The sequence below is a fragment of the Spongiactinospora sp. TRM90649 genome (assembly GCF_029382225.1).
Lineage (GTDB): Bacteria > Actinomycetota > Actinomycetes > Streptosporangiales > Streptosporangiaceae > Spongiactinospora.
This window is the reverse complement of record NZ_JARLTC010000033.1, coordinates 15,775-35,171: the sequence shown is the minus strand read 5'-3', so window position 1 is coordinate 35,171 and position 19,397 is coordinate 15,775. Positions and strand designations below refer to the sequence as shown.

Sequence of the window (19,397 nt, the reverse complement as noted above, 5' to 3'; positions counted from 1 at the left end):
GAGCTGGCCCGGGAACTCGGCCTCCACCCCAACTACGTCACAAAGGGGCGGTGACCCGATGGAGTTCACCCGCGAGGCCATCGCCGCCTTCCGCGGCGATGTTGAATGGGATCTTCCCGCCCACGGGGACGCCGAGCTCGCCCACCGGCTCACGCTATGGCAGTACGACCACGCCGACGACGAACGCCCGCTCGACGGGCTGTGCTCTCATATCGCAACTGTCCTGCACAACCTGGACCTGTACGGCCCTGACGTAGATGATCGCGGCATGCGGGAGTTCGCTCGCGCGGTCTGGGGATGGATGTAACCGTGGCCCGCCACCCTGACCCCGTCGAGTGGCCCGACGACATCGCAGGCCTGCGGCACGGCACACCGCTGCTGGGCGACGGGCACCTTCGGGCCGCGATGCGCGACGCATCCTGGTTCGAGCAGCCCGACACCACCAAGGACAAGTACGTCCACGTCATGGTGGTCTCCCACGAAATGAAGACCGGACACCCCGGGACAACCAGCGGGTGGGAAGCCGCAGCGTGCGACCCCACCAGAATCCCCTTGGACGTCGACGGGCTGGTCTGGAACGCCGCCGACGTCAGTGAGGCCCTGCGTTGCCGACGCCCCGGCTGCTCCGCCTTGTTCACTCAGGCTGACCGCGACCAAGTCACCGAGAACGGACGCACCTACGCCTACGTGCGGGTCTCCTCTCGCGACCAGAACCCCCAGCTCCAGCTCGACGCGATCACCGAATCCGGATACGACCGGTTGTTCACCGAGAAGCTGTCGGGCAAGCGCGGCACCAACCGGCCAGAGTGGCAGCGGCTCCTGACCATCGCCAAGGCCGGTGACACCGTCAAGTTCTGGAAGTCCGACCGATGGGGCCGCTCCGCCGCGCACGTCCTCACCACCGTCAACGAGCTTCGCGAGCGCGGTGTGAAGGTCATCAGTCTCACCGAGAACTTCGACCTGGACACCAAGGAGGGCCGCTTCATGTTCGCGGTCCTGGCCGCAGCCGCCGAATACGAACTGGAGTTGCGCGCTGAGCGCCAGGCGGAGGGCATCGCCGCTGCCAGGCGCCGCGAAACCACCGGCGCGATGCTGCCCGGCAAGAAGAAGACCGGACGGCCTCGCGCGATCGGGCCCGCCGAACTGGCTGCCCTACGCCGCATGGTCGATGATGGCGTCTCGGTCACCGAGGCCGCCCGCACCCTGAAGATCGGCCGTTCGACCGCGTACGAGGCCCTAGGCAAGGCCGACAAACTGCAAATAGCGCAGCTACAGGCCGCCCACGACATTGCGCTCGCCGCCGACGATGAGGGCGGCGCGCGACGCATCCGAGACGAGATGGCACAGATCGGCACCGGGATGCATCGGCGTGCCAGCGAGCAGCTTGCGGAGACCCGCCGTCAGTGGCGGGAAGAGGACGCCCGGTGGCACGTGGGCGGAACAGGCGCGACTCCAACTTTCTGACCAGCGGTTACCTTGATCATTGGCCCCTGCCAATGTGGCATCCGCTCCACTGCCTACGCGGCCCTCGCGGGGCACTGACCTGGGACCAAGTCACAGATGGCGGCTGGTGGTAGCTGCCTTACCGGTGGGCCAGGACCCGGACCCGTTTGCCGATCTCGGCGCGGGTCAGCTCGGCGAACCGCTCGGCGTCGCCGGCTCTGCCCATGCATGCCTCTTTTCTAGGTCATGGACGGGGTCGCGGTAGATCAGAGCTGATCCACCATCCTGCTGTGCGCAAACCTCGGCACGCGGCCCAACCCGGAAGATCAGGCCCGGCCTTTCACTCCTGCCGCCGCAGCCGGTGGGGGTGACCCGCCGGTCGCACCGGCTGTAGCCGCAGGCCCGGGCGGGGCGCCCATCGGCACAGGCGGCCCGCCCGGTGGTGGTCTCTGAACCGATCTCCGTCACATGACCGGGGACCTTGGCCGCCGCGCAGCGGGCCGCATCGGCGATTCAGGATTCACGCGGGAGGTCGAGTCGGCCGCTGGGCGTCGGATTCACCGGACCCGGAGGAGCGGGCGCGCTTGACGTCGATGCGCAGTCCGGTCTGGGCGTACAGCAGAGTGATCGCGGCCGGCGCCTGGTTGATGGCGGCGGGCGCGGCCTCGTATTGCGGTAGTCCCCCTTGGTCCGCTCCGATCAGCGGCCCAGGGGCCTGCTTTACCTGCGTGGCCTGCTGCTGGACGGCCTCCGCACGTCCATGCGACTTGGTGCCTGCTTGGTCATTCCGGGTTGGGGAGATCGGCCGGTGGGCCCAGCGGGGGGTCGTTGGCCAGGTCGAACGCGGCGGCGAGGATGGTGAGGACCTGGATCGTGGCCTGAGGTGCCAGCTCGTACTCGCCGCGCCTCCGTTGTGTGATCAGCCTGGCGCTCTGTAGCGCGCGCAGGTGGTGATAGAGCTGGCCGCTCGTGGTCTGCTCGCAGTCTCCGCCGAGGGACTCTTGGAGGTCGATGCTGGTGCACCGGCCCTGTTGTACGAGCGCGGCGAGCAGCGCCAGCCGCGGCCGGCTGCCCAGGGACTCCAGGATGGCGGCCACTGGCGCCCAATCGGCCGACAGCAACTCGGCGAGAGCAAGCTGCCTGTCCCAGAGGTTCTCGCCGCCGGCCAGCCGTGCTGCTCCGACATAGCCCACCGTCCCGAGCCTGTTCTCCTCCTTCGCCTGGCGGAGCATGCTGGTGGCTGCCGTGGTGAGGGACGGCGACTTCGGGAGGCGTCGTGGGGCGGCTGTGTCGATTCGACTCTCCAGGTGGGCGATCCGGCGCTCAAAATCGGCGAGCTGGTCCTCGCTCATCGCATCCTCCTACGCTATTCCATAATTACGAAATAGCGTAGATGTCTGGTGCGGGTATGACAACGTCCTTGGTAGGCGAGGTGTCGGCAGGACTCGTGCAGCCAGTTACACGCGATTGTGTTCGCCCAGTTCAGCGGTGGGCCCTACTGATCGGTGAGGAGATGGCTGACGGCGTCTTCGAGGCCGACGTGGGTAGGCAGGGGGTAGCGGCGGGTGGTGTCGAGGGGGCCCGGGACTCTACTGACGGGTAGCTACGCTAAGAATCAGAACCTGTTCACCGAGTGGCACTCCCGCTACGGCGGCCGCGGGATCTTGGTGTACTGGCACGTGGAGCGCGGGTCGGTGGTGGTGCACTCCCAGACGCTCAAGGCATCGGCGCCCGGTCCCCGCCCGGCGGCCGGCCGCCTCTGACATCTACCCGCACACCGGCCGCGCCCGCCTCGGCTACGACCGCGCCCGCGTCCTGCTGGAGGCGCACGCCGGGCTCGACCTGCACCAGCTGCGCCACAGCGCCGCCACCCACCTCGGCGAGGCCGAGATCCCGCTGCAGCTCATCATGGGCAAGACCCGCCACAAGAACCCCCGCACCGCCATGCGCTACGTCAAACCGGGCGCCGAGGCCATCGCCAAGGTCACCGAGCACCTCGCGCCGCCCCGTAGACGCCATTGACCGGCTCCCCTGGCCGTGCCGGGCAAGCTACCTGGCGGCTGAGGCCACACTTGGGGGAAAGGGGGCATCAGCGCATTCATTGACTACCGAGTGAGGGGCCTACCGCAGCTCTAGAGTTCGAGTCGTGCAAGACCATCAGCGCAGGTCAAAAGCGGTTTGGCGGCTTATCGCACGTTTCTTAACGGCACCCCAGGTCGCGGACGAGCTCGGGCCCGATCAGGTTCATCGGCGGCGCGTCCATCGTCACGCTCAGCACGCCCTCGTCGGTGGACGCCAGGCGCAGGGTCCTATACGTCATGACCACTCACCCTCTCGGTGACAGGGCCTGGCCTCTGGGCTGTACGGCATCGCGGGGGGGCGGGCTCCCGCCCGCCCCCGCGTCGTTCAGGCAGTCGCGAGTGACCTGCCACAGGTTTCCCTCGTCGCACCGACGAAGGTGCCCGTCATCCACGGCTCGTGAGCGGACAACTGGGCGACCTGGAAAGCGGCTTCAGGGATACGCAGCGACGGCGAACGGAAGCCCACCGCGCTGGAACCTCAAAGCCGCGCGTGCCGGGGTGTGGGGACTATTTCCTCAGAGAACAACGCTTAGGACTTTCCGCGCGTCAGCAATGGGTGCGCGGGTCAGGGCGCGGTGCGGAACCGTTCAGCGTGTTCCCGCGCCCACTGGGCAAAGGTTCGCGCGGGCGTGCCGGTGACGTCCTCGACGGTGGGCAGGACCACACCGCTGGCCTCGGGCGGGTTCGTGGCCAGTTGGATTCCGAACTCCACGTAGTCCTCGTCGTATCCGTAGCCGCGCAGCCGGGCGCGCTCCGCGTCCTCGCTCAGGTGCACGAAGGCGATGTCCTGCCCGGTGGCCTCGGCGATGATCCGGCTGCGTTCCGCCGGGGTAAGGGCTTCGGGCCCGGTGATCGGGTAGTTCCGACCCTCGTGGCCCTCGTGGGTGAGCGCGGTGGCGGCCACGGCGGCGATGTCGGCCTCATGCACCATCGCGCTGGGGAAGGTGGCGAGCATGGACACGGTGCCCTGGGAGCGGATCTCGTCGGCCCATTCGAGGGCGTTGCACATGAACTCCGCCGGCTGCAGCAGGGTCCAGCGGATCGCACTGGACTCTAGTGCGCTTTCGATGCTGGTGGGCGACCAGCCGCCGAGGACCGTGGCCCGAGTGATGCCGTGGCGTGCGGCGAGGTCGATGATCTCGGGGCCGTTGGTCAGGTCGTGGTCGCCGCCGAAGGTGATCAGGTGGATCGCGTCGATCCCTTCGAACGCTGCTTCGAGCGTGGCGGCATCGGTGAGGTCGCCCGCCACCACCTCGACACCGGTCGGGAGGTCGGCTTTGGCGGGGATGCGGGAGAGGGCGCGGGCGTCGTGTCCGGCTTCGTGGAGTTGCGTGACGAGGTGCCGCCCGACCTGGCCGGTCGCTCCGGTGACGAGGATGCGCATGGTGGTGGGTCCTTTCGTACGGGTGTTGTCAGTCGGTGCTGGCGCGCAGGGCGCGAAGCCCGAGGACGAAGCCGAGGACGGCGGTCGTGCTGGCGGCGAGGAATCCGTAGCCGACGTCGGGGGTCGCGATCTGTCCGGCGAAGAGGTCGCGTTCGGCCTCGACGACGTGGGTGAGGGGGTTGAACTGCGCGAGGACGCGCATCCACTGCGGTCCCTCATCGAGGGGGAGCAGCATCCCGGAGAGGATCATCAGCGGGAAGAGGACCGTCTGGTGCACGGTCCAGAACATCCAGTCGTGCTCGCGCACGGCGATGGCCAGTGCGTAGCTGAGTGACCCGATTCCGACGCCGAGGACACCCAGGAGCACCAGGCCCAGGACGCCGCCGCCGGCATCGGGGCGGAAACCGAACGGGACCATGATCAGGACGACCACGACGGCCTGGACGACGAGCGGCACGAACTCCTTGAGCGCGCGTCCGGTGAACAGCGACGAGCGCGCCAACGGCGTGACCAGGAGGCGTTCATGCGAGCCGCCCTGGAGGTCGTATTGGAGGTTGGATCCGGTCCCCGCCGTTCCGAAGAGCGAGGTCATCACGAGGATCCCCGGGACGAACCATGCCCACGGGGATTGGTGCGTGGTCCCGGTCGTCGTGTCGTGCACGATCAGGGGCCCGAAGAGGAGCAGGAAGAACAGAGGCTGGATCAGTCCGACGACCAGGGAGAACGGGTCACCGGCCACGGGGCGCAGCTCGCGGGTCATCACGATGAGGATGTCGCTTGCGACGTTGCGCCTGCGGGGTGGGGTGATGGTGCTCATGCGGCCTTCTGCGGTGTCCGGTCGCTGTCCTCGGTGCCGGTGGCGGGTCGCCCGCCGGCGTCGCGCAGGCTCCGGCCGGTGAGTTCGAGGAACACGTCATCGAGCGTGGGGAGCCGGGTGTCGGCTGCGACCACGGTGATCCCCTGGTCCCGGGCGGCGGCGATCGCGCTCGGCAGTGCCGCGCGGCCGTCGGCGACCTGCCCGGTGACCGCATCACCCTGCCGGGTCACCGTCCCGATACCGTCCATCGCCGCAAGAAGCCCACGCAGGCGCTCGGCGGAAGCGTGGTCGGTTGTTTCCAGCGTCAGCCGGTCTCCGACATGACGCTGTTTGAGCTGGGTCGGCGTGCCCTCGGCGATGATGCGCCCGTGATCGATGATCACGATCCGATCCGCCTGTTGATCGGCCTCCTCCAGGTAGTGGGTGCTGAAGACTACGGTCATGTCGCTGCGGCGCCGCATCCCGATGACGTGGTCCCAGAGGTTGTTGCGGTTCTGCGGGTCGAGGCCCGTCGTCGGCTCGTCCAGGAACATCAACGCTGGGAGGTGCACCAGCCCGATCGCCAGGTCGAGGCGCCGCCGCTGGCCGCCGCTCATCGCCTGCGTCTTGCGGCGCGCCAACTGTTCCAGACCGAGCACCGAGAGCAGTTCGGCGGCTCGCGCGCGGGCTGCGGCCCGGTCGAGGCCGTAGATGCGGCCCTGGGTGACGACCTCGTCCAGGGCCCGCTGGGTGTGCCCGGCGCCGTTGCCCTGGCCGACGTAGCCGATGCGCTCGCGCACCAGCGGAGCCTGGGTCCGCACGTCGAAGCCGGCGACGCGCGCGGTGCCGCCCGTGGGTGGGAGCAGCGTCGAGAGCATCCGCATGAGCGTGCTCTTGCCCGCGCCGTTGGGGCCGAGAACGGCGACCGTTTCCCCGTGCGCCACGGAGAGGTTGATGCCCCGGACGGCGCGGATCTCCTCGCCGTCGGGAGCCCGAAAACTCCGGGACAGATTGGCAGTGCTGATCATGTGTCGGCGTACGCTCCATTCCGCTTCGATGGCGGTTCCCATCATCACTGGGCTTGTGGCCGCTATATGTCCACAAGTGGTCCTAGAGTGGGCTCATGTCGACCGGCACCCGCGTTCTCGAACTCCTCGGACTGCTGCAGAACCGGCGCCATTGGCCCAGCCACGAGCTCGCGAGCCGCCTCAGCGTCAGCCAGCGCACGCTCCGCCGCGACATCGACAGTCTCCAGGAGCTCGGGTATCCGATCACCGCCACACGGGGCACCGGCGGCGGTTACCAACTCAGCCCCGGCGCTTCGCTCCCGCCCCTAGTAGTCAGCGAGGACGAGGCCGCCGCCATCGTCATGGGGCTCCAAGAGATCACTTCCAGTCCCTCCCCGATGTCGGCCGACGCCGCGCTGAGCGCCATGGCCAAGATCGTCCAAGTGCTTCCCGTGCGGATCCGACGCCGCATCGACAGCCTCCGCGCCGTCACCGTCGCGGCGCGAAACCCCGAGGCACGCGTGGACATCACCGATGTCGCCTCGTTGACGACCATCGCCCTGGCCTGCCGCGACACCGAGACGGTGGAGTTCGCCTACCGCACCCGCACCGGTCATACCGCGGCCAGGACAGTCAACCCGCACCACATCGTCCGCGTCGAGAACCGCCTGTACCTCATCGCCTGGGACCTCGACCGGGCCGACTGGCGGACCTTCCGCGTCGACCGCATCGGTGAGGCGAGCCGCACCGGCACGACGTTCGCCCCCCGCCCCCTGCCCGCCGACGATCCCGTCGAGTACGTGCGCGCCCGGATCAGGGCGATGCCCGCCAGGTATTCCGTCCGCGCCACGGTCGGGGCCCCGGCCGAACGGGTGCGGGAGGAGATCGCACACTACGGGACGGTGGAACCCATCGACGACACCTCGTGCCGGGTGGAGATCGCCACCGACTCTCTGGACTGGGCCACCTTCTGCATCGGAGCGCTCGAGGCCCCCGTTGTGGTCCACGGCCCACCGGAAGCCATCGCCTACATGCGCGCCTGGGGACGACGCCTCACCGCCGGCGCCCAAGAGCCCCCGTGACCCGCGCAACGGTCTTCAGAGGCGCAGAACCGGGCGGCGCCGACACGGAGCAGCGCACACGGAGCAGCGCACACGGAGGAAACACGCACCGCCCCAGGCCCCAGGCCCACCCGTGGCCCTTTGCGTCAACGCCCGGCGCCGGGCTGCATGGCCGGTGAGGGGTAGACGGCGAACACCCGCTGGCCGTCGAGCCACGCGCTGAGCCGCCGCGCTTCGGCCGCCAACGCCTCGCGGGCCTGCGGGGGGACATCGTCATCAAGCAGGCGCAGCTCGACCACACCGCCGGGATCCTGCACCCATGCGCCGACGACGCGTCCGTCGACCCAGGCGGTAGTCCCGGCGTTGCCCGCACTGTCGAACAACTGGGGTGCGTGCGCGCCGAGGTAGAAGGTGCGTGCCTTCCAGCCCATCACGCTCGGATCGAGCAACGGCAGGAGCGCGACCCACGGCTCGGCGGCGACGACCGGGGCGAGATCGTCCTGGCGCAGCCACCCGACCGAGCCGTCCTCCAGGGACACCCGCTGCGCGCCGATGTCGTCCAGCGCGGTGCGGACTGCGGACTTGGTGGCGCCGAACCACCAAGCGAGGTCGTCGACGGTGCCGGGACCGTAGGACCACAGCCACCGGGACACCAACTCGGCATAGCCCTGCCGCGCCGCAAGCGCCTCGGGCACCTCGTCCCCCCACCACGCCTGTGTCGTCGTCCATGTCGGGCGGCTCGTGTACCAGGCTCCAGCGTTGGCCGCGCGCGCCACCGCGCCGTCCAGGCTCAGCTGGGTGAGCACTCGCGGAGCGATCGCGATTCGTCCTCCCCAGGGCTTGTCCGGAGCCTGCTCGATGAAACCGGCGGCCTCGGGCACTTCCTCGCGTACCCGCTTCGACGACCGCGGCACGCCGTCGGCCAGGTGCGCCAGCACCGCCTCCTCCGCAGTCGCGAGCCATGCGGCTCCCTGCCCTTCAGCAGCCGGCCCCCAGCGTTGGAGGTCCCTGACCAGTCGTTTGCGATGGGCTGCGGCCACCCGGGCGGAGGCACTTCCCCACACCGCCGGAACAAGATCGCGAGGGAACACGAACAGGGTCTCGCGCATCGACTGCTGTCGAATGAGGGAACGTGTGTCGTAGAGCGCCCGTTCGACGTCGTCGATGTCGAGCGCGTCGACCCGTGCCCAGCAGGACAGGTGCACGCTCGGCGGGTCGGTGGCGTGCAGACACACCACCGCACGCGCGGCCTCCTCCGGAGAGACCGCCTTGGCCGTGGGGGCGAGAGCGTGCCGCACGCCCAACCGGGCCCGGCGCTCCTCATCGGTTACCAAGCGCATGGGGCCATCCTGGCGAGGAGGGACAGGTTATCCGGTGCCACCAGCACAGGGGTCGGCCAGCGTGACCATCGTCTCGAGCAGCGTCGTGTATACGGGGCCGGGTTCAGCGGATTCCTCCCAGCTCGACTCTTCCTGGGCCGCCGGACTGGTTTCCGCCGTCGGAAAGAACAGCCACCACAGGTTGTGCCAAGGGTCGAGAAACCGGGCGATGCCGTACCCGCCGTAGAAGGGGGACACCGAAGTGACGACGGTCGCACCGCGTTCGACCGCTCTGCGCATGGTCTCGTCGGGGTCGGCGACGTACACCTGGGTCAGGGCCGGGGTGAACGGCCAGCCGGCCTTACGGTCGGCGACCATGAGCAGCGAGTTGCCGATTTTGACTTCGGCGTGGATCAGCGTTCCGTCTCCGGCGTAGAAGTCAAGGGTGCGGGCTTCCTCCCGCTCAGTCGCATCGAAGACAGCGACGAGGAAGTCAATGAAAGGCGCGCCTCCGTCAACGACAACGAATCCGTTAACGGTATTCTCACCCCGAGGTTCGGGATCTTGCTTAGTCATCTCCATGCCGCGAGGCTAGAGATGATTGCGGTCAGTTCCTGCCGCAATAGGGGGGCCGACGTCTCGGTTTGATCAAGGTTTTGGATCATGGCCAAGGACAGTTCGCGGTTCGGGCTCCGGCCAGGGAACTACGGCCGTCGCGAGTAGGGTCCCCGGACCCCTTGTCGGTCAGAGGGCTCCTTCGTGGGCGAGTTGCTGGCGGGCCTTGGCCAGAGCCAGGACGCGCGGGTCGTCGAGCGGGATCTGCGGCAGCGGCACGGCGCTCTCCTCCAGAGTGGGTCGGGCTGGTCAGCCGGGGTTGTCCTCGGCGGCCCTGGCGGCGCCCTGAGCGTCGGCGAGGGTCTTGTGGACGACGCCGACGGAGACTTCGACTCCGGCGGCGACACATCCGAGGTGCGATCGGCCGAGCCGTAGCCGACGGTGAGCAGCCCGGGGACCCCCTTCGCATGGATGGCCTTCAGATCGGTCTCCAGCATCGAGCGGTCGCATGCATGAGGTGAGTTCGTCATGGATCCGATGCTGGACCCCTGACGTGCGGAAAGCCCTTAGCGTTGTTCTCTGTGGAAATAGTCCCCACACCCCGTGCCGTAGTAACGTGGCGAACCCTCCAGGAATACCAACGGCACACCTGGCTGTCGGCCGCCATCGCCCACCAGGGGACCGCTCTCACGGGCGCGTCACCGGTCAAAATCGAACGCTACCGCTACCGCAGAGCCAAGATCCCGACCCTCTGGAGCACCGAACCCGCAGGGACCTGACCAGCGGGAAAGGCACGTGGAGCGCCCGGTGCGTGGAGACGCGCACGCCGGGTGCGGCGGGCGGGCCGGGGAAACCCACTGTGAGCAATCACGGCAGGGCGCCACGGTCCGACCCAACCCGGCACTCCTAGTTCGCCTTGGCTGATGTCCGGTACTGGCCTGGGGAGTGGCCGACGGTCCGCTTGAATGCTCGCGCGAAAGCGAATTCGGAGTCGTAGCCGACTCGCCGCGCGACCTCCCGCAGTGGCGCCTGTTCCTCACGCAGCAGGCGGGATGCGACTGTCATCCGCCAGGAGGTGACGTAGGCCATGGGTGCCTGGCCGGTGAGCGTGGTGAAGCGACGGCTGAATGTGGCGCGCGGCACCCTGACGGCACGGGCGAGTGACGGCACGGTCCAGGGATTGGCCGGGTCACGGTGGATCAGTGCCAGCGCGCCTCCGACGACGGGATCGTAGAGCGCTGCGACCCAGCCTGGGCATTCCTTGTGCTGCTCGGCGATCCAGGCGCGCAGGATGTAGACGAACAGCAAGTCAAGCAGGGATGCGACGACCGCCGCGGCGCCGGGGCCGGAACGCTCCACTTCGGCCGAGAGCAGGTCGAGGGCGGCGGGCAGGCCGGTGCCCCGGGCCTGCCCGGCGGCGATGTGGACGATGGGTGGCAGCACGGCGGTGATCGGGTGTCTGGGGCTGGAGTCCAGCAGGAACGCGCCGCACAGCAGCCCGGTCAGCGGGCCGTCCCCGTCGATGACCAGATCTGTCGGTGTCGCCTGCCCGAGTGGGCCTCCGATCAGTTCCTCCACCGGCCGTACCGGCCGGCCGGGTCTGTCGACGAGCGCGTGCGCCAGCCCGGAGGGCACCAGGACCACGTCGGCGCGGGTGAGGTGGATGGGTTCGCCGCCGTCCGGGATCAGCCAGCACGCTCCAGCGGTGACGACGTGGACACTGGCCATCGCGCCCGCCGGGAAGCCGATACCCCACGGAGCGTGGAAGCGGTTGCGGCCGTAGACGGTGCTGCCGCGCCGGGTGATGGCCACGACGTCCGCCACGATGTCAGCGACAACGTCTCCCGGCCAGGCGGGAGCGGGTGGCGGGGCAGGTGCGTGTGCGGTCATGCCATTCACCGTAGCGGTTGAGCTAACTGGATATGGTTTCGTTCGGAACTGTCATTGATGCGCTCAATAGTGGGTCATACGGTCGAGTCGTCCACCAGCACCACTCACCGGAGGATCGGATGAACTCGACCGTCCTGGTCACCGGCGCCACCGGCAAGACCGGCCGCCGCCTCGTACCCCAACTCGCCGCACGAGGCGTCACCGTGCGTACGGCCAGCCGCAACCCCGCACCGGCGGATGCCCACGTCGAACCAGTGCACTTCGACTGGTCCGACGAAAGTACCTATGCAGCCGCGCTGAAGGAGGTGGACGCGGTCTACGTCGTCGCCGCGAACCTCTCCGGTATCACCACCCACCAATCCCAGCAGGTCGCGTCCCTCCTCGACGCCGCGGCGGTGGCCGGAGCACGGCGAGTCGTGCTGCTGTCAGCCTTCGGCGTGGATCAGGCGCCCGCAGAGGACCCCTTGCGTCGCATCGAGCGTGTCGTCGAGGAGGCCGGGATGCCGAGCACCATCCTGCGGCCGGGCACGTTCATGCAGAACTTCTCCGAAAAGCACTGGTCCAACCTCGACGCGACCATCCGGGAACGTGACGAGATCGCCATGCCGGGTGGGGATGTATTGGTGAGCTACGTGTCGACCCACGACATCGCGGCGGTGGCTGCCGTGGCGCTGACCGAGGACGGCCACGACGGCAAGGCGTACTCGCTGACAGGACGCGAGGCACTCACGCTCGCGGAGGTGGCCCACCACATCTCGGTCGCTGCCGGTCGGCAGGTGCGCTACGTGGAGTCCGGCCCTCAGACGATCCGCGACGCTCTCCTCGCCACCGGTATGCCGACCGACCAGGCCGAGTACGTGACCCAGTTGTTTGTCGCAGCCATGACCACCGGCGCGTTCGGCGTGGTCACCGACGACATAGCCGCCGTCACCGGCCGACCCGCGACCACCTTCGCCGAGTACGCGGCGGGCGCCGCCGACGCATGGCGCCGCCCCACCACCAACCACGTGAGCGCGACGTGATCGCGCCCGACTCCCCTCGTGCCGCGCTCATCACGGGCGGCACGACCGGTATCGGCCTTGCCACGGCCCGCGTGCTGCACGAACAGGGATTCGCGGTACTCGTCACCGGCCGGAATCCGGACACCCTGGCTGCCGCCCGACGCACGCTGCCCGACGACATCGTTGTGTTCCGCGCCGATGCACGCTCGATCGCCGACGCTGAGCAGGTCGCAGCCGAACTCCGGCAGCGGTTCGGCAAAGTCGACGTCGCCTTCCTCAACGCCGGTGTCGTGCGGTTCACGCCCCTGGACGCCCTCGATGAGCAAACCTACGACGAGCACTTCGACATCAACGTCAAGGGCCAACTCTTCACGTTGCAGAAGATCCTGCCATTGCTCCGGAACAGTAGCTCGGTGATCTTCACCAGCTCGGTCATGGCCGACAAGGGCAGCCCCAATCTGTCGGTTTACAGTGCGACCAAAGGCGCGCAGTTGTCCCTCGTCCGTTCGCTCGCCGTCGACCTCGCGCCCCGCGGGATCCGCGTCAACGCGGTAAGCCCAGGCCCGATCGAAACCCCCGCCCACAACAAACTCGACCTATCTGCCGACGCGCTCAGCACCTTCAAGAACACCCTGGCCGCCACACTGCCCCTCGGGCGGTTCGGCTCCGATGACGAGGTCGCACATCTGGTCGCCTTCCTCGCCTCCCCAGCAGCCAGCTACATCACCGGAACCAACATGGTCGTCGACGGAGGCCTGGCCGTGACCTGAACCGATTGCGCGGTGAGACCCTCCAATGGCAGCTCAGGTATGAGGACACGCAGTTGCAGAGGGTATCACTCTAGGGGCTCTGCGGCTCTGCCAAGATTCCCGTGGTAACGCTCAGTTTCTGGCGATGGTGAGAAGTATCCGTTTTCGGAGCAGGGCGAGACCGGCTCGCCCGTACATCTGCCGTTTCAGTAGTTTGATCTTGTTGATCACGCCCTCGGTGGGGCCGTTGCTGTAGGGCAGCGTGAGTCCGGCGGCGACGGCGTCGTGGTCGTGGTCGATGAGCAGCCCTTCGGCGAAGGAGCGCAGGGGTTGGAGATCGCCGGCGCGGACTTCGGCGATCCAGTCCTCCAGCCGGTGTCCCTGGCGCTGGGTGAGCAGGTCGGCGAAGGTGCGTACGTGCTCGGCGGCCTGCTTCAGCTCCAGGCAGTTGTTCAGCACTTCTTGCAGGCGTGCCGCGGCCGGGGTTGAGGTGGGCCGGGTCGGTCATGATCCAGATGGCGATGCGGCGGGGTGAGGGCGGCGGCTGGGCATCTTCGGCACGTCCTTGGCCCAGGTAGCGGTACAGCAGGGTGGAGCCGCCTCGATATCCCATCGACTTGATCTCCCGCAGCAGGGTCCATACGGTCACTCCGGGTTCGGCGGCCCGGCGGCTGCGCAGGTGGTCGCGGAACGGGTCGACCAGCGTGGTACCTCGTTTCGTGCCGCCGATCAGCTGCTCACCCCGTGGGGCGCGGGCGTACTTCTTGACGGTGTTCAAGGCGAGGTTGAGCCGGTGGGCGATCTCGTTGTTCGCCAGGCCCTGGCCCAGCAGGGCGTGGATGGCCGCATACCGGCTGCGGGTGCGCCGTACGGTAGGACCCTCGTCGCGGCCTTGGCCTGTGGCGATGTCGCGGAAGCAGCCACGGTGGGCCAGGGCGGGTTTCTCGATGGCCTCGCTGAGGTTCTTGAGCAGGTGCCGGCGGTCGGCGCACTGCACCGCCTGCGGCGCGCCGTCGCGGGCACCGGCCGCGTATGCGGTCGAGCGGTCCCGGCAGATGAGCTGGACTTCAGGATGTTGTTGCAGCCAGTGGGCGAAAGTGGCGCCGAGGCGATCGGGCGGCACCTCCACGCGGCGATGCGTGATGGCAGCGATGATGACGGTGGCATAGCGCCGGCCTCGTTTGATCGCGAAGTCGTCGACGCCGATCGCCGCCGGGACGGCCGGCGGCGGCTCCGGCTGCGCCATCAGGGCGCTCAGCACGCTGGTGCGGCTGAGCATGAACCCGATCGTGGACAGGAGAGCGGCTCCGGCTCGCCCGGCCAGTGCCAGCGCGCACGCGATCACCAATGCCGTTGCACCGGGCGTGCGACGCTCGTAGCGGCTGGTCAGGCCCGGCACCTGCTCGTTGAAGGTCTGCCGCGCGCAGTCCAGGTTGATGCACACCAAGCGTCGTAACTTTAGCTCGATCACCATGGGCAGCCCGTTCACCGGGCGGTCGGCCAGGCGCCGCAGGTGATAGCCGTGCACCTTACCCGTGGCCGTCCCGCATGAGGGGCAGCACACCGGGTCGCCTCGTGTGCGGGCCTCCGCCCGGATCTGGCCGTCCTGGCGGTCTATCTGCTCGATCTCCACCGCGGCCAGGTGCGGGAAGAGCATGTTCACCATGTCACGGTTGCACACCGTTCACGGTCTCATCCGGAACAGCAGATTGTTGATGGAACGGCACAATCTGTCACCACGGGAATCTTGGCAGAGCCCCTAGAGTGATACCCCCCTAAGGTGTCCAGAAAGGTAGACCTTTCTGGACGGAGAGCCCCCGTGACGTTCACCTACGACGGCCAGCGGCCGAAGATCTTCCGGGCCCAGGTCAACGGCGAGGAGGGGTATGCCCTGCTACTCGATCAAGACGACCCTGACGCGGTGCTCTACTTCTCCTCCTGGCAGGGCGGCCTGACCCGGTGGCTGTCCGAACTGAACCTCCTCATCGACCGGCTCTCACCCGAAGACGTGCCGACCATCGAGATCGCGTCCGAACACCCGTGACCGGCCGCATCCTCGCCTACGTGCGGGTATCTTCCCGCGACCAGAACCCCCAGCTCCAGATCGACGCGATCGAGGCCTCCGGCTACGACCAGATGTTCACCGAGAAGCTGTCGGGCAAGCACGGCGTCGACCGGCCCGAATGGCGCCGACTCCTGGAGATCGCCGGCAAGGGCGACACGGTGAAGTTCTGGAAGTCCGATCGCTGGGGGCGCACCGCCGCGCACGTGCTGACCACCGTCAACGACCTGCGCGGCCGTGGCGTCAAGATCGTCTCCCTGACCGAGAACTTTGACCTGGATACCAAGGAGGGCCGGTTCATGTTCGCGGTCCTGGCCGCGGCCGCCGAGTACGAGTTGGAGCTGCGCGCCGAGCGCCAGAGCGACGGGATCGCCGCCGCTGCACGCCGCGAAGCCGAAGGCCGCCGGCTCCCCGGAAAGAAGAAGACCGGCCGGCCCCGCGTTATCGGCCCCGCTGAACTCGCCACCCTCCGTCGCCTGGTCGACGACGGCGTGTCCGTCACCGAAGCCGCCCGCACCCTCAAGATCGGCCGATCCACCGCCTACCAAGCGCTGGCCACCGCACAGCAGACGACCAGACCGCGCGCGCCAAGCTGGAAGCCGTCGTGGCGGCCCTGCCCCCAGACAGCCGCCCAACGCCTTCAGTCGCCGCCTACGACGGACTGCTCAGTCGAATACCAAGCACCCCGGCCTGATCGTTCCCACGGTTTCTCCCGGTCTCGCATCCCTCCGGGCCGGACTCCGGCGGATCGGCACGGCCATGACCCATGTCGCCGCGGTGGACCGGTAGGACGGCGACCGCGCGTCATTCGCCGGATGTGGCGCCGTCGGTGAGACGCGTGCCGAAGGATGCCAAGGCGGCGCGGAAGGGGGCCGGTTCGTGGATGGTGAAGGGGGTGTCGAGGAGGGCCAGGTTGACGAGGAGCCACTGCCAGGTGTCGAGCCAGAGGGTCACTTGGGTCTGGTCGGGGCTCGTTGCCGTGAACTCGGCGTTCTGGTGTTTGAAGGCGTCGGCGACGGCCGGCAGGGGGGCCCGCACGGTGAGGACGACCCGTTCGCGGTTCTTGCCGAGGCCTTGCCGTAGATAGTCGAGCGCGGTCTCGGCGGGCAGTGAGCGTTGCGGGTACGTGCCGGTCGAGACTCGCAGGCCGGTGATGCGGTCGAGGCGGAAGACCCGCCAGTCGTCCTTGGTGGTGTCCCAGGCCAGCAGGTACCAGCGCAGGTCGTCCTGAACATGGCGGTAGGGCTCGACGCGCCGGGACGTGGCAGCGCCCTCCTTGCTGACGTAGTCGAAGGTGACGGGGTGACGGCGCTGAATGGCGTCGGCCAGCGTGGCCAGGAGGTCGGCGCTGACGCTCGGGGCGGTGGTGGCGCCGGTCTCCAGGCTGGCGCGGAGTTGTACGGCGCGCTGCCGCAGGCGCTTGGGCAGGTACTGATCGACCTTGCCGTAGGCGCGGGTGGCGGCCTCGTCCAGGCTTCCTTCGGCGGCGCTGCCGGTGGCGGCGAGGGTGGCCAGGCCGAGCAGGGTCGCGATCGCCTCCTCGTCGTCGAGCGCGAGCGGCGGCATCGCCGTGCCGGCGGTGAGCCGGTAGTGCCCCCCGGGTCCCGGCTGGGTGTGGACGGGATAGCCGTAGCCGCGCAGCCGGTCGATGTCACGGCGCAGGGTCCTGGCGCTGACGCCGAGCCGGGCCACGAGCTCGTCGGAGGTGAACGCCCGGCCGGTCTGGAGCGTGGCCAGCAGAGCGAGGATGCGCTGGGTGACGTCCGGCATGCCACCAGTCTCCCCGGAGTCCCGGCCAGAATATGACCACATCTGCTCGTAGGTTCGGTCTCATGCCTGCGCACACCATTCGAATTCGCGGTGCCCGTACCAACAACCTCAAGCGGCTCGACGTGGACATCCCTCGGGGCCGGCTCATCGTGTTCGTCGGCGGCGCGCGGGCCCTCGGCGACCGTGGGCCGCTCGCCAAACGCCCCCGGACCGCCCGCGGCACTGTCACGGTGACGAACGCCACCCGCAACAACCTCAAGAACGTCACCGCCGACATCCCCGCCGGCGTCCTGACGGTCCTGTCGGGGGTCGCCGGTTCGGGCAAGTCCAGCCTCGCGGCGGAACTGCTCGCCCAGCACGCCGCAGTGGTGATCGACCAGAAGCCGGTCAGCACGAACCGCCGCTCCACTCCCATCACCTACACCGGCATCGCCACGCCCGTCCGCAGGCTCTTCGCCCGGCACAGCGGTCTGCCCGCGAGCATGTTCAGCGCCAACTCCGAGGGCGCCTGCCCCGAATGCGAGGGGCTCGGCGTCATCTACACCGACCTGGCCTTCATGGACGGGCAGGAGTCCGTGTGCGAGACCTGCCGGGGGCGGCGTTTCACCGCCGAGGTGCTCGGCCACCGCATCGACGGCCTGTCCATCGCCGACCTCGACGACCTGACCGTCGCCGACGCCGCCCGGCGACTGCCGGACAAGGACATCCGCCGTGCCCTGCGCTCGCTGGAACGCGTCGGGCTCGGCTACCTGCGTCTCGGCCAACCGCTCACGACCCTGTCGGGCGGCGAGTGCCAGCGCGTCAAGATCGCCAAGGAACTGCGCGACACCGCCGCCCCCACCCTGTACGTCCTCGACGAGCCCACCACGGGACTGCACCTGCGCGACATCGCCGTCCTCCTCGGCCTCCTCGACCAGCTCGTCGACCAGGGCCACACGGTGGTCGTCATCGAGCACCACCTCGACGTCATCCGGCACGCCGACTGGATCCTCGACCTCGGCCCCGGCCCCGGCAGGCACGGCGGCCGGATCCTCTATCAGGGGCCGGTCGCCGGGCTGACGGGCACGGCCACCGCCGCCGCCCTGAACGACTGACACCGCCGGTGCCGGTGAGGACGGCGTGGCCGTCGATGAGGATCCGGTCAACGGTGATCTCACCGGGAACCCGCCGCGCGGCTTCCAGCAGTGGGCACGCGACCACCGCGAGAGCTTCCGCTGACCGAGCGCCGACCGGCTGGTTCAGCTGTGCATCTGGTGCAGGCCCGCGCTTCCGCTCACCTGGCGGCTGTGCGCGAGCAGGGCCGGGTAGTCGACCGCGATTCCGTTCACGAGGGCCTGTACGGCCTGCTCAAGCTCGCCGTCCCCCACCGGGGCGTGGCCGAACAGCACGCGGTAGTGGACCAGGGAGCCGATCAGGTCGAGCACGAGCCCCCGGTCCGTGTCCGGGCGGATGTCGCCGCGCCCGTAGGCCCGGTCGAGCGTTGAGCGTGGTCCTGTCCCTCGGCGCCGTGTTCGCGCTCGTCCACGGGCTGAAGGAGATCGCCAGGGACGGCGTCGCGGTGACGGCGGTGCTCGCGCTCGCGGTGGGCGCGGGTGCCGGGTTCCTGTTCGTGCGCCGCCAGCTCAGGCTCCCCCACCCCCTGCTGAACCTCGGCCTGTTCGCCCGACGCCGCTTTACCGGCGCGATGACGGCCGTCATCGCGGTCCTGGTCCTCGCCACTCTCCGGACGGTTCCCCCTGTCGGGCATGCCACCGCCGAGAACGACGTCGACGCGCATCGGGGGCCGTGACGCTCAGACCGCTTCCACCACCTGAATTCGCGTCACCGGCGACGGCGGCTCACACGACGTGCGGTACGGCGCGCCGTGCGCCTGGCCACCCTACGAGCTCCGAACATGTGCCTACCTCCCGCTTCTCTCGTGCGCCCCACCGTGTCATGGCCGGTCGGGGGCGACATCACCCGCCACAGGTGACCGGAGAGGCGCGAACCCCGGCCCGGGCCGGCACGAAAGCGGGCCCATCGGTGCGGCCACCCCGGGTTTCACCCCGCGCGGGTGAGCGCCTATCGCGCATTGCCTCCTATTCCTAAGAACGCCCCATATGCACTGATCAGCGGTACCGCATCAAGGAGCATGAGGATGGCCATGTACCAGCCGAAGCACGAGCATCCCGGCACGGGCGGGAGCGCCTGCGGCCGGCCACAGCGGATGTGGTGGCAGTGAGCACCGACGACGCGCCCCCCACTCCCCCGGCGGCCAGGGCCACCGCCCGGACCAAGCC

At 68.9% G+C, this 19,397-nt stretch carries 21 protein-coding genes and 2 pseudogenes; 12 read left to right on the top strand and 11 right to left on the bottom strand.

The window, feature by feature from the left end; genetic code table 11:
- Positions 1 to 58 precede the first annotated feature (58 nt).
- Complete coding sequence (locus P3X83_RS32480; RefSeq protein ID WP_277309125.1) at positions 59 to 307, top strand: hypothetical protein; 249 nt, start codon at positions 59 to 61, stop codon at positions 305 to 307.
- 2 nt (positions 308 to 309) lie between these two features.
- Positions 310 to 1,464, top strand: coding sequence for a recombinase family protein (locus tag P3X83_RS32475; protein ID WP_277309124.1), 1,155 nt, complete (start codon positions 310 to 312; stop codon positions 1,462 to 1,464).
- A gap of 761 nt (positions 1,465 to 2,225) precedes the next feature.
- Here the strand turns inward: P3X83_RS32475 and P3X83_RS32470 are convergent.
- The gene (locus tag P3X83_RS32470) at positions 2,226 to 2,795 is read right to left on the bottom strand and encodes a helix-turn-helix domain-containing protein (RefSeq protein ID WP_277309123.1); all 570 of its coding nucleotides are present in this window, start codon (positions 2,793 to 2,795) and stop codon (positions 2,226 to 2,228) included.
- Positions 2,796 to 3,008: 213 nt separating this feature from the next.
- On the opposite strand from P3X83_RS32470, the gene P3X83_RS32465 reads away from it, so the two are divergent.
- Positions 3,009 to 3,206: a Tn3 family transposase gene (locus P3X83_RS32465; protein ID WP_346742768.1), complete on the top strand. Its 198-nt coding sequence runs from the start codon at positions 3,009 to 3,011 to the stop codon at positions 3,204 to 3,206.
- Here the strand turns inward: P3X83_RS32465 and P3X83_RS32460 are convergent.
- Complete coding sequence (locus tag P3X83_RS32460) at positions 3,160 to 3,303, bottom strand: hypothetical protein (RefSeq protein ID WP_277309267.1); 144 nt, start codon at positions 3,301 to 3,303, stop codon at positions 3,160 to 3,162. The two genes, P3X83_RS32465 and P3X83_RS32460, sit on opposite strands and share 47 nt — an antisense overlap.
- Between P3X83_RS32460 and P3X83_RS43380 the strand changes: the two are divergent.
- Positions 3,286 to 3,345 (top strand): annotated as a pseudogene (locus tag P3X83_RS43380) (hypothetical protein); the annotation flags it as partial. The gene P3X83_RS32460 and the pseudogene P3X83_RS43380 overlap by 18 nt on opposite strands.
- Positions 3,346 to 4,089: 744 nt before the next feature.
- Here P3X83_RS43380 and P3X83_RS32455 read toward each other — a convergent pair.
- The 3 genes from P3X83_RS32455 to P3X83_RS32445 are packed head-to-tail and all read right to left on the bottom strand — an operon-like array spanning position 4,090 to position 6,777.
- Positions 4,090 to 4,908 (bottom strand): NAD(P)H-binding protein, encoded by an 819-nt coding sequence (locus P3X83_RS32455; RefSeq protein ID WP_277309121.1) that lies wholly within the window; start codon positions 4,906 to 4,908, stop codon positions 4,090 to 4,092.
- Between the two features lie 28 nt (positions 4,909 to 4,936).
- Positions 4,937 to 5,725, bottom strand: coding sequence for an ABC transporter permease (locus tag P3X83_RS32450; RefSeq protein WP_277309120.1), 789 nt, complete (start codon positions 5,723 to 5,725; stop codon positions 4,937 to 4,939).
- Positions 5,722 to 6,777, bottom strand: a complete 1,056-nt coding sequence (locus P3X83_RS32445) for an ATP-binding cassette domain-containing protein (RefSeq protein WP_346742767.1) — start codon at positions 6,775 to 6,777, stop codon at positions 5,722 to 5,724. The genes P3X83_RS32450 and P3X83_RS32445 overlap by 4 nt, the downstream gene beginning before the upstream one ends.
- Before the next feature lie 50 nt (positions 6,778 to 6,827).
- On the opposite strand from P3X83_RS32445, the gene P3X83_RS32440 reads away from it, so the two are divergent.
- Positions 6,828 to 7,793: a YafY family protein gene (locus P3X83_RS32440; RefSeq protein ID WP_277309119.1), complete on the top strand. Its 966-nt coding sequence runs from the start codon at positions 6,828 to 6,830 to the stop codon at positions 7,791 to 7,793.
- Between the two features lie 125 nt (positions 7,794 to 7,918).
- On the opposite strand, the gene P3X83_RS32435 is transcribed toward P3X83_RS32440, so the two are convergent.
- From P3X83_RS32435 to P3X83_RS32425, 3 genes are all read right to left on the bottom strand, one after another.
- Complete coding sequence (locus P3X83_RS32435) at positions 7,919 to 9,112, bottom strand: winged helix DNA-binding domain-containing protein (protein ID WP_277309118.1); 1,194 nt, start codon at positions 9,110 to 9,112, stop codon at positions 7,919 to 7,921.
- Between the two features lie 27 nt (positions 9,113 to 9,139).
- The gene (locus tag P3X83_RS32430; protein ID WP_277309117.1) at positions 9,140 to 9,673 is read right to left on the bottom strand and encodes a VOC family protein; all 534 of its coding nucleotides are present in this window, start codon (positions 9,671 to 9,673) and stop codon (positions 9,140 to 9,142) included.
- An 879-nt stretch (positions 9,674 to 10,552) separates the two neighbouring features.
- On the bottom strand, positions 10,553 to 11,536 hold the full coding sequence (locus P3X83_RS32425; protein WP_277309116.1) for an AraC family transcriptional regulator: 984 nt from the start codon (positions 11,534 to 11,536) through the stop codon (positions 10,553 to 10,555).
- A 32-nt stretch (positions 11,537 to 11,568) separates the two neighbouring features.
- On the opposite strand from P3X83_RS32425, the gene P3X83_RS32420 reads away from it, so the two are divergent.
- Together P3X83_RS32420 and P3X83_RS32415 are read left to right on the top strand one after the other, a co-directional pair.
- Positions 11,569 to 12,558: an NAD(P)H-binding protein gene (locus tag P3X83_RS32420; protein WP_277309115.1), complete on the top strand. Its 990-nt coding sequence runs from the start codon at positions 11,569 to 11,571 to the stop codon at positions 12,556 to 12,558.
- A complete protein-coding gene (locus P3X83_RS32415) occupies positions 12,555 to 13,307 on the top strand; it encodes an SDR family oxidoreductase (RefSeq protein ID WP_277309114.1) in 753 nt (250 codons plus the stop codon). Before P3X83_RS32420 ends, P3X83_RS32415 begins: the two co-directional genes overlap by 4 nt.
- Before the next feature lie 111 nt (positions 13,308 to 13,418).
- On the opposite strand, the gene P3X83_RS32410 is transcribed toward P3X83_RS32415, so the two are convergent.
- Positions 13,419 to 13,745 carry a transposase gene (locus tag P3X83_RS32410; protein ID WP_277309113.1) on the bottom strand — a complete coding sequence of 109 codons (327 nt, stop codon included), beginning with the start codon at positions 13,743 to 13,745 and terminating at the stop codon, positions 13,419 to 13,421.
- A gap of 220 nt (positions 13,746 to 13,965) precedes the next feature.
- Between P3X83_RS32410 and P3X83_RS32405 the strand changes: the two genes are divergently transcribed.
- The 3 genes from P3X83_RS32405 to P3X83_RS32395 all read left to right on the top strand — a co-directional run bounded on the left by P3X83_RS32405 (position 13,966) and on the right by P3X83_RS32395 (position 16,181).
- Positions 13,966 to 14,742, top strand: a complete 777-nt coding sequence (locus tag P3X83_RS32405) for a hypothetical protein (protein ID WP_277309112.1) — start codon at positions 13,966 to 13,968, stop codon at positions 14,740 to 14,742.
- A gap of 363 nt (positions 14,743 to 15,105) precedes the next feature.
- A complete protein-coding gene (locus tag P3X83_RS32400; RefSeq protein WP_277309111.1) occupies positions 15,106 to 15,330 on the top strand; it encodes a hypothetical protein in 225 nt (74 codons plus the stop codon).
- Positions 15,327 to 16,181, top strand: a complete 855-nt coding sequence (locus tag P3X83_RS32395; protein ID WP_277309110.1) for a recombinase family protein — start codon at positions 15,327 to 15,329, stop codon at positions 16,179 to 16,181. The genes P3X83_RS32400 and P3X83_RS32395 overlap by 4 nt, the downstream gene beginning before the upstream one ends.
- On the opposite strand, the gene P3X83_RS32390 is transcribed toward P3X83_RS32395, so the two are convergent.
- Entirely contained in the window at positions 16,153 to 17,118 is a 966-nt protein-coding gene (locus P3X83_RS32390) for a YafY family protein (protein ID WP_277309109.1), read from the bottom strand. The genes P3X83_RS32395 and P3X83_RS32390 overlap by 29 nt on opposite strands.
- A gap of 62 nt (positions 17,119 to 17,180) precedes the next feature.
- Here P3X83_RS32390 and P3X83_RS32385 point away from each other — a divergent pair, with 62 nt between their 5' ends.
- Positions 17,181 to 18,212: an ATP-binding cassette domain-containing protein gene (locus P3X83_RS32385; RefSeq protein ID WP_277309108.1), complete on the top strand. Its 1,032-nt coding sequence runs from the start codon at positions 17,181 to 17,183 to the stop codon at positions 18,210 to 18,212.
- Between the two features lie 144 nt (positions 18,213 to 18,356).
- On the opposite strand, the pseudogene P3X83_RS32380 reads toward P3X83_RS32385, so the two are convergent.
- Positions 18,357 to 18,572, bottom strand: a pseudogene (locus P3X83_RS32380) (TetR-like C-terminal domain-containing protein); the annotation flags it as partial.
- A 26-nt stretch (positions 18,573 to 18,598) separates the two neighbouring features.
- Here P3X83_RS32380 and P3X83_RS32375 point away from each other — a divergent pair.
- Positions 18,599 to 18,907, top strand: coding sequence for a hypothetical protein (locus P3X83_RS32375; RefSeq protein ID WP_277309107.1), 309 nt, complete (start codon positions 18,599 to 18,601; stop codon positions 18,905 to 18,907).
- The last annotated feature ends 490 nt before the right edge of the window (positions 18,908 to 19,397 follow it).

Coding starts and splice junctions, on each gene's coding strand:
- P3X83_RS32385 (WP_277309108.1), top strand. CDS start 17,181: ATGCCTGCGCACACCATTCGAATTCGCGGTGCCCGTACCAACAACCTC.
- P3X83_RS32440 (WP_277309119.1), top strand. CDS start 6,828: ATGTCGACCGGCACCCGCGTTCTCGAACTCCTCGGACTGCTGCAGAAC.
- P3X83_RS32470 (WP_277309123.1), bottom strand. CDS start 2,795: ATGAGCGAGGACCAGCTCGCCGATTTTGAGCGCCGGATCGCCCACCTG.
- P3X83_RS32445 (WP_346742767.1), bottom strand. CDS start 6,777: ATGATGGGAACCGCCATCGAAGCGGAATGGAGCGTACGCCGACACATG.
- P3X83_RS32435 (WP_277309118.1), bottom strand. CDS start 9,112: ATGCGCTTGGTAACCGATGAGGAGCGCCGGGCCCGGTTGGGCGTGCGG.
- P3X83_RS32390 (WP_277309109.1), bottom strand. CDS start 17,118: ATGCCGGACGTCACCCAGCGCATCCTCGCTCTGCTGGCCACGCTCCAG.
- P3X83_RS32425 (WP_277309116.1), bottom strand. CDS start 11,536: ATGACCGCACACGCACCTGCCCCGCCACCCGCTCCCGCCTGGCCGGGA.
- P3X83_RS32420 (WP_277309115.1), top strand. CDS start 11,569: ATGGTTTCGTTCGGAACTGTCATTGATGCGCTCAATAGTGGGTCATAC.
- P3X83_RS32455 (WP_277309121.1), bottom strand. CDS start 4,908: ATGCGCATCCTCGTCACCGGAGCGACCGGCCAGGTCGGGCGGCACCTC.
- P3X83_RS32430 (WP_277309117.1), bottom strand. CDS start 9,673: ATGGAGATGACTAAGCAAGATCCCGAACCTCGGGGTGAGAATACCGTT.
- P3X83_RS32450 (WP_277309120.1), bottom strand. CDS start 5,725: ATGAGCACCATCACCCCACCCCGCAGGCGCAACGTCGCAAGCGACATC.
- P3X83_RS32480 (WP_277309125.1), top strand. CDS start 59: ATGGAGTTCACCCGCGAGGCCATCGCCGCCTTCCGCGGCGATGTTGAA.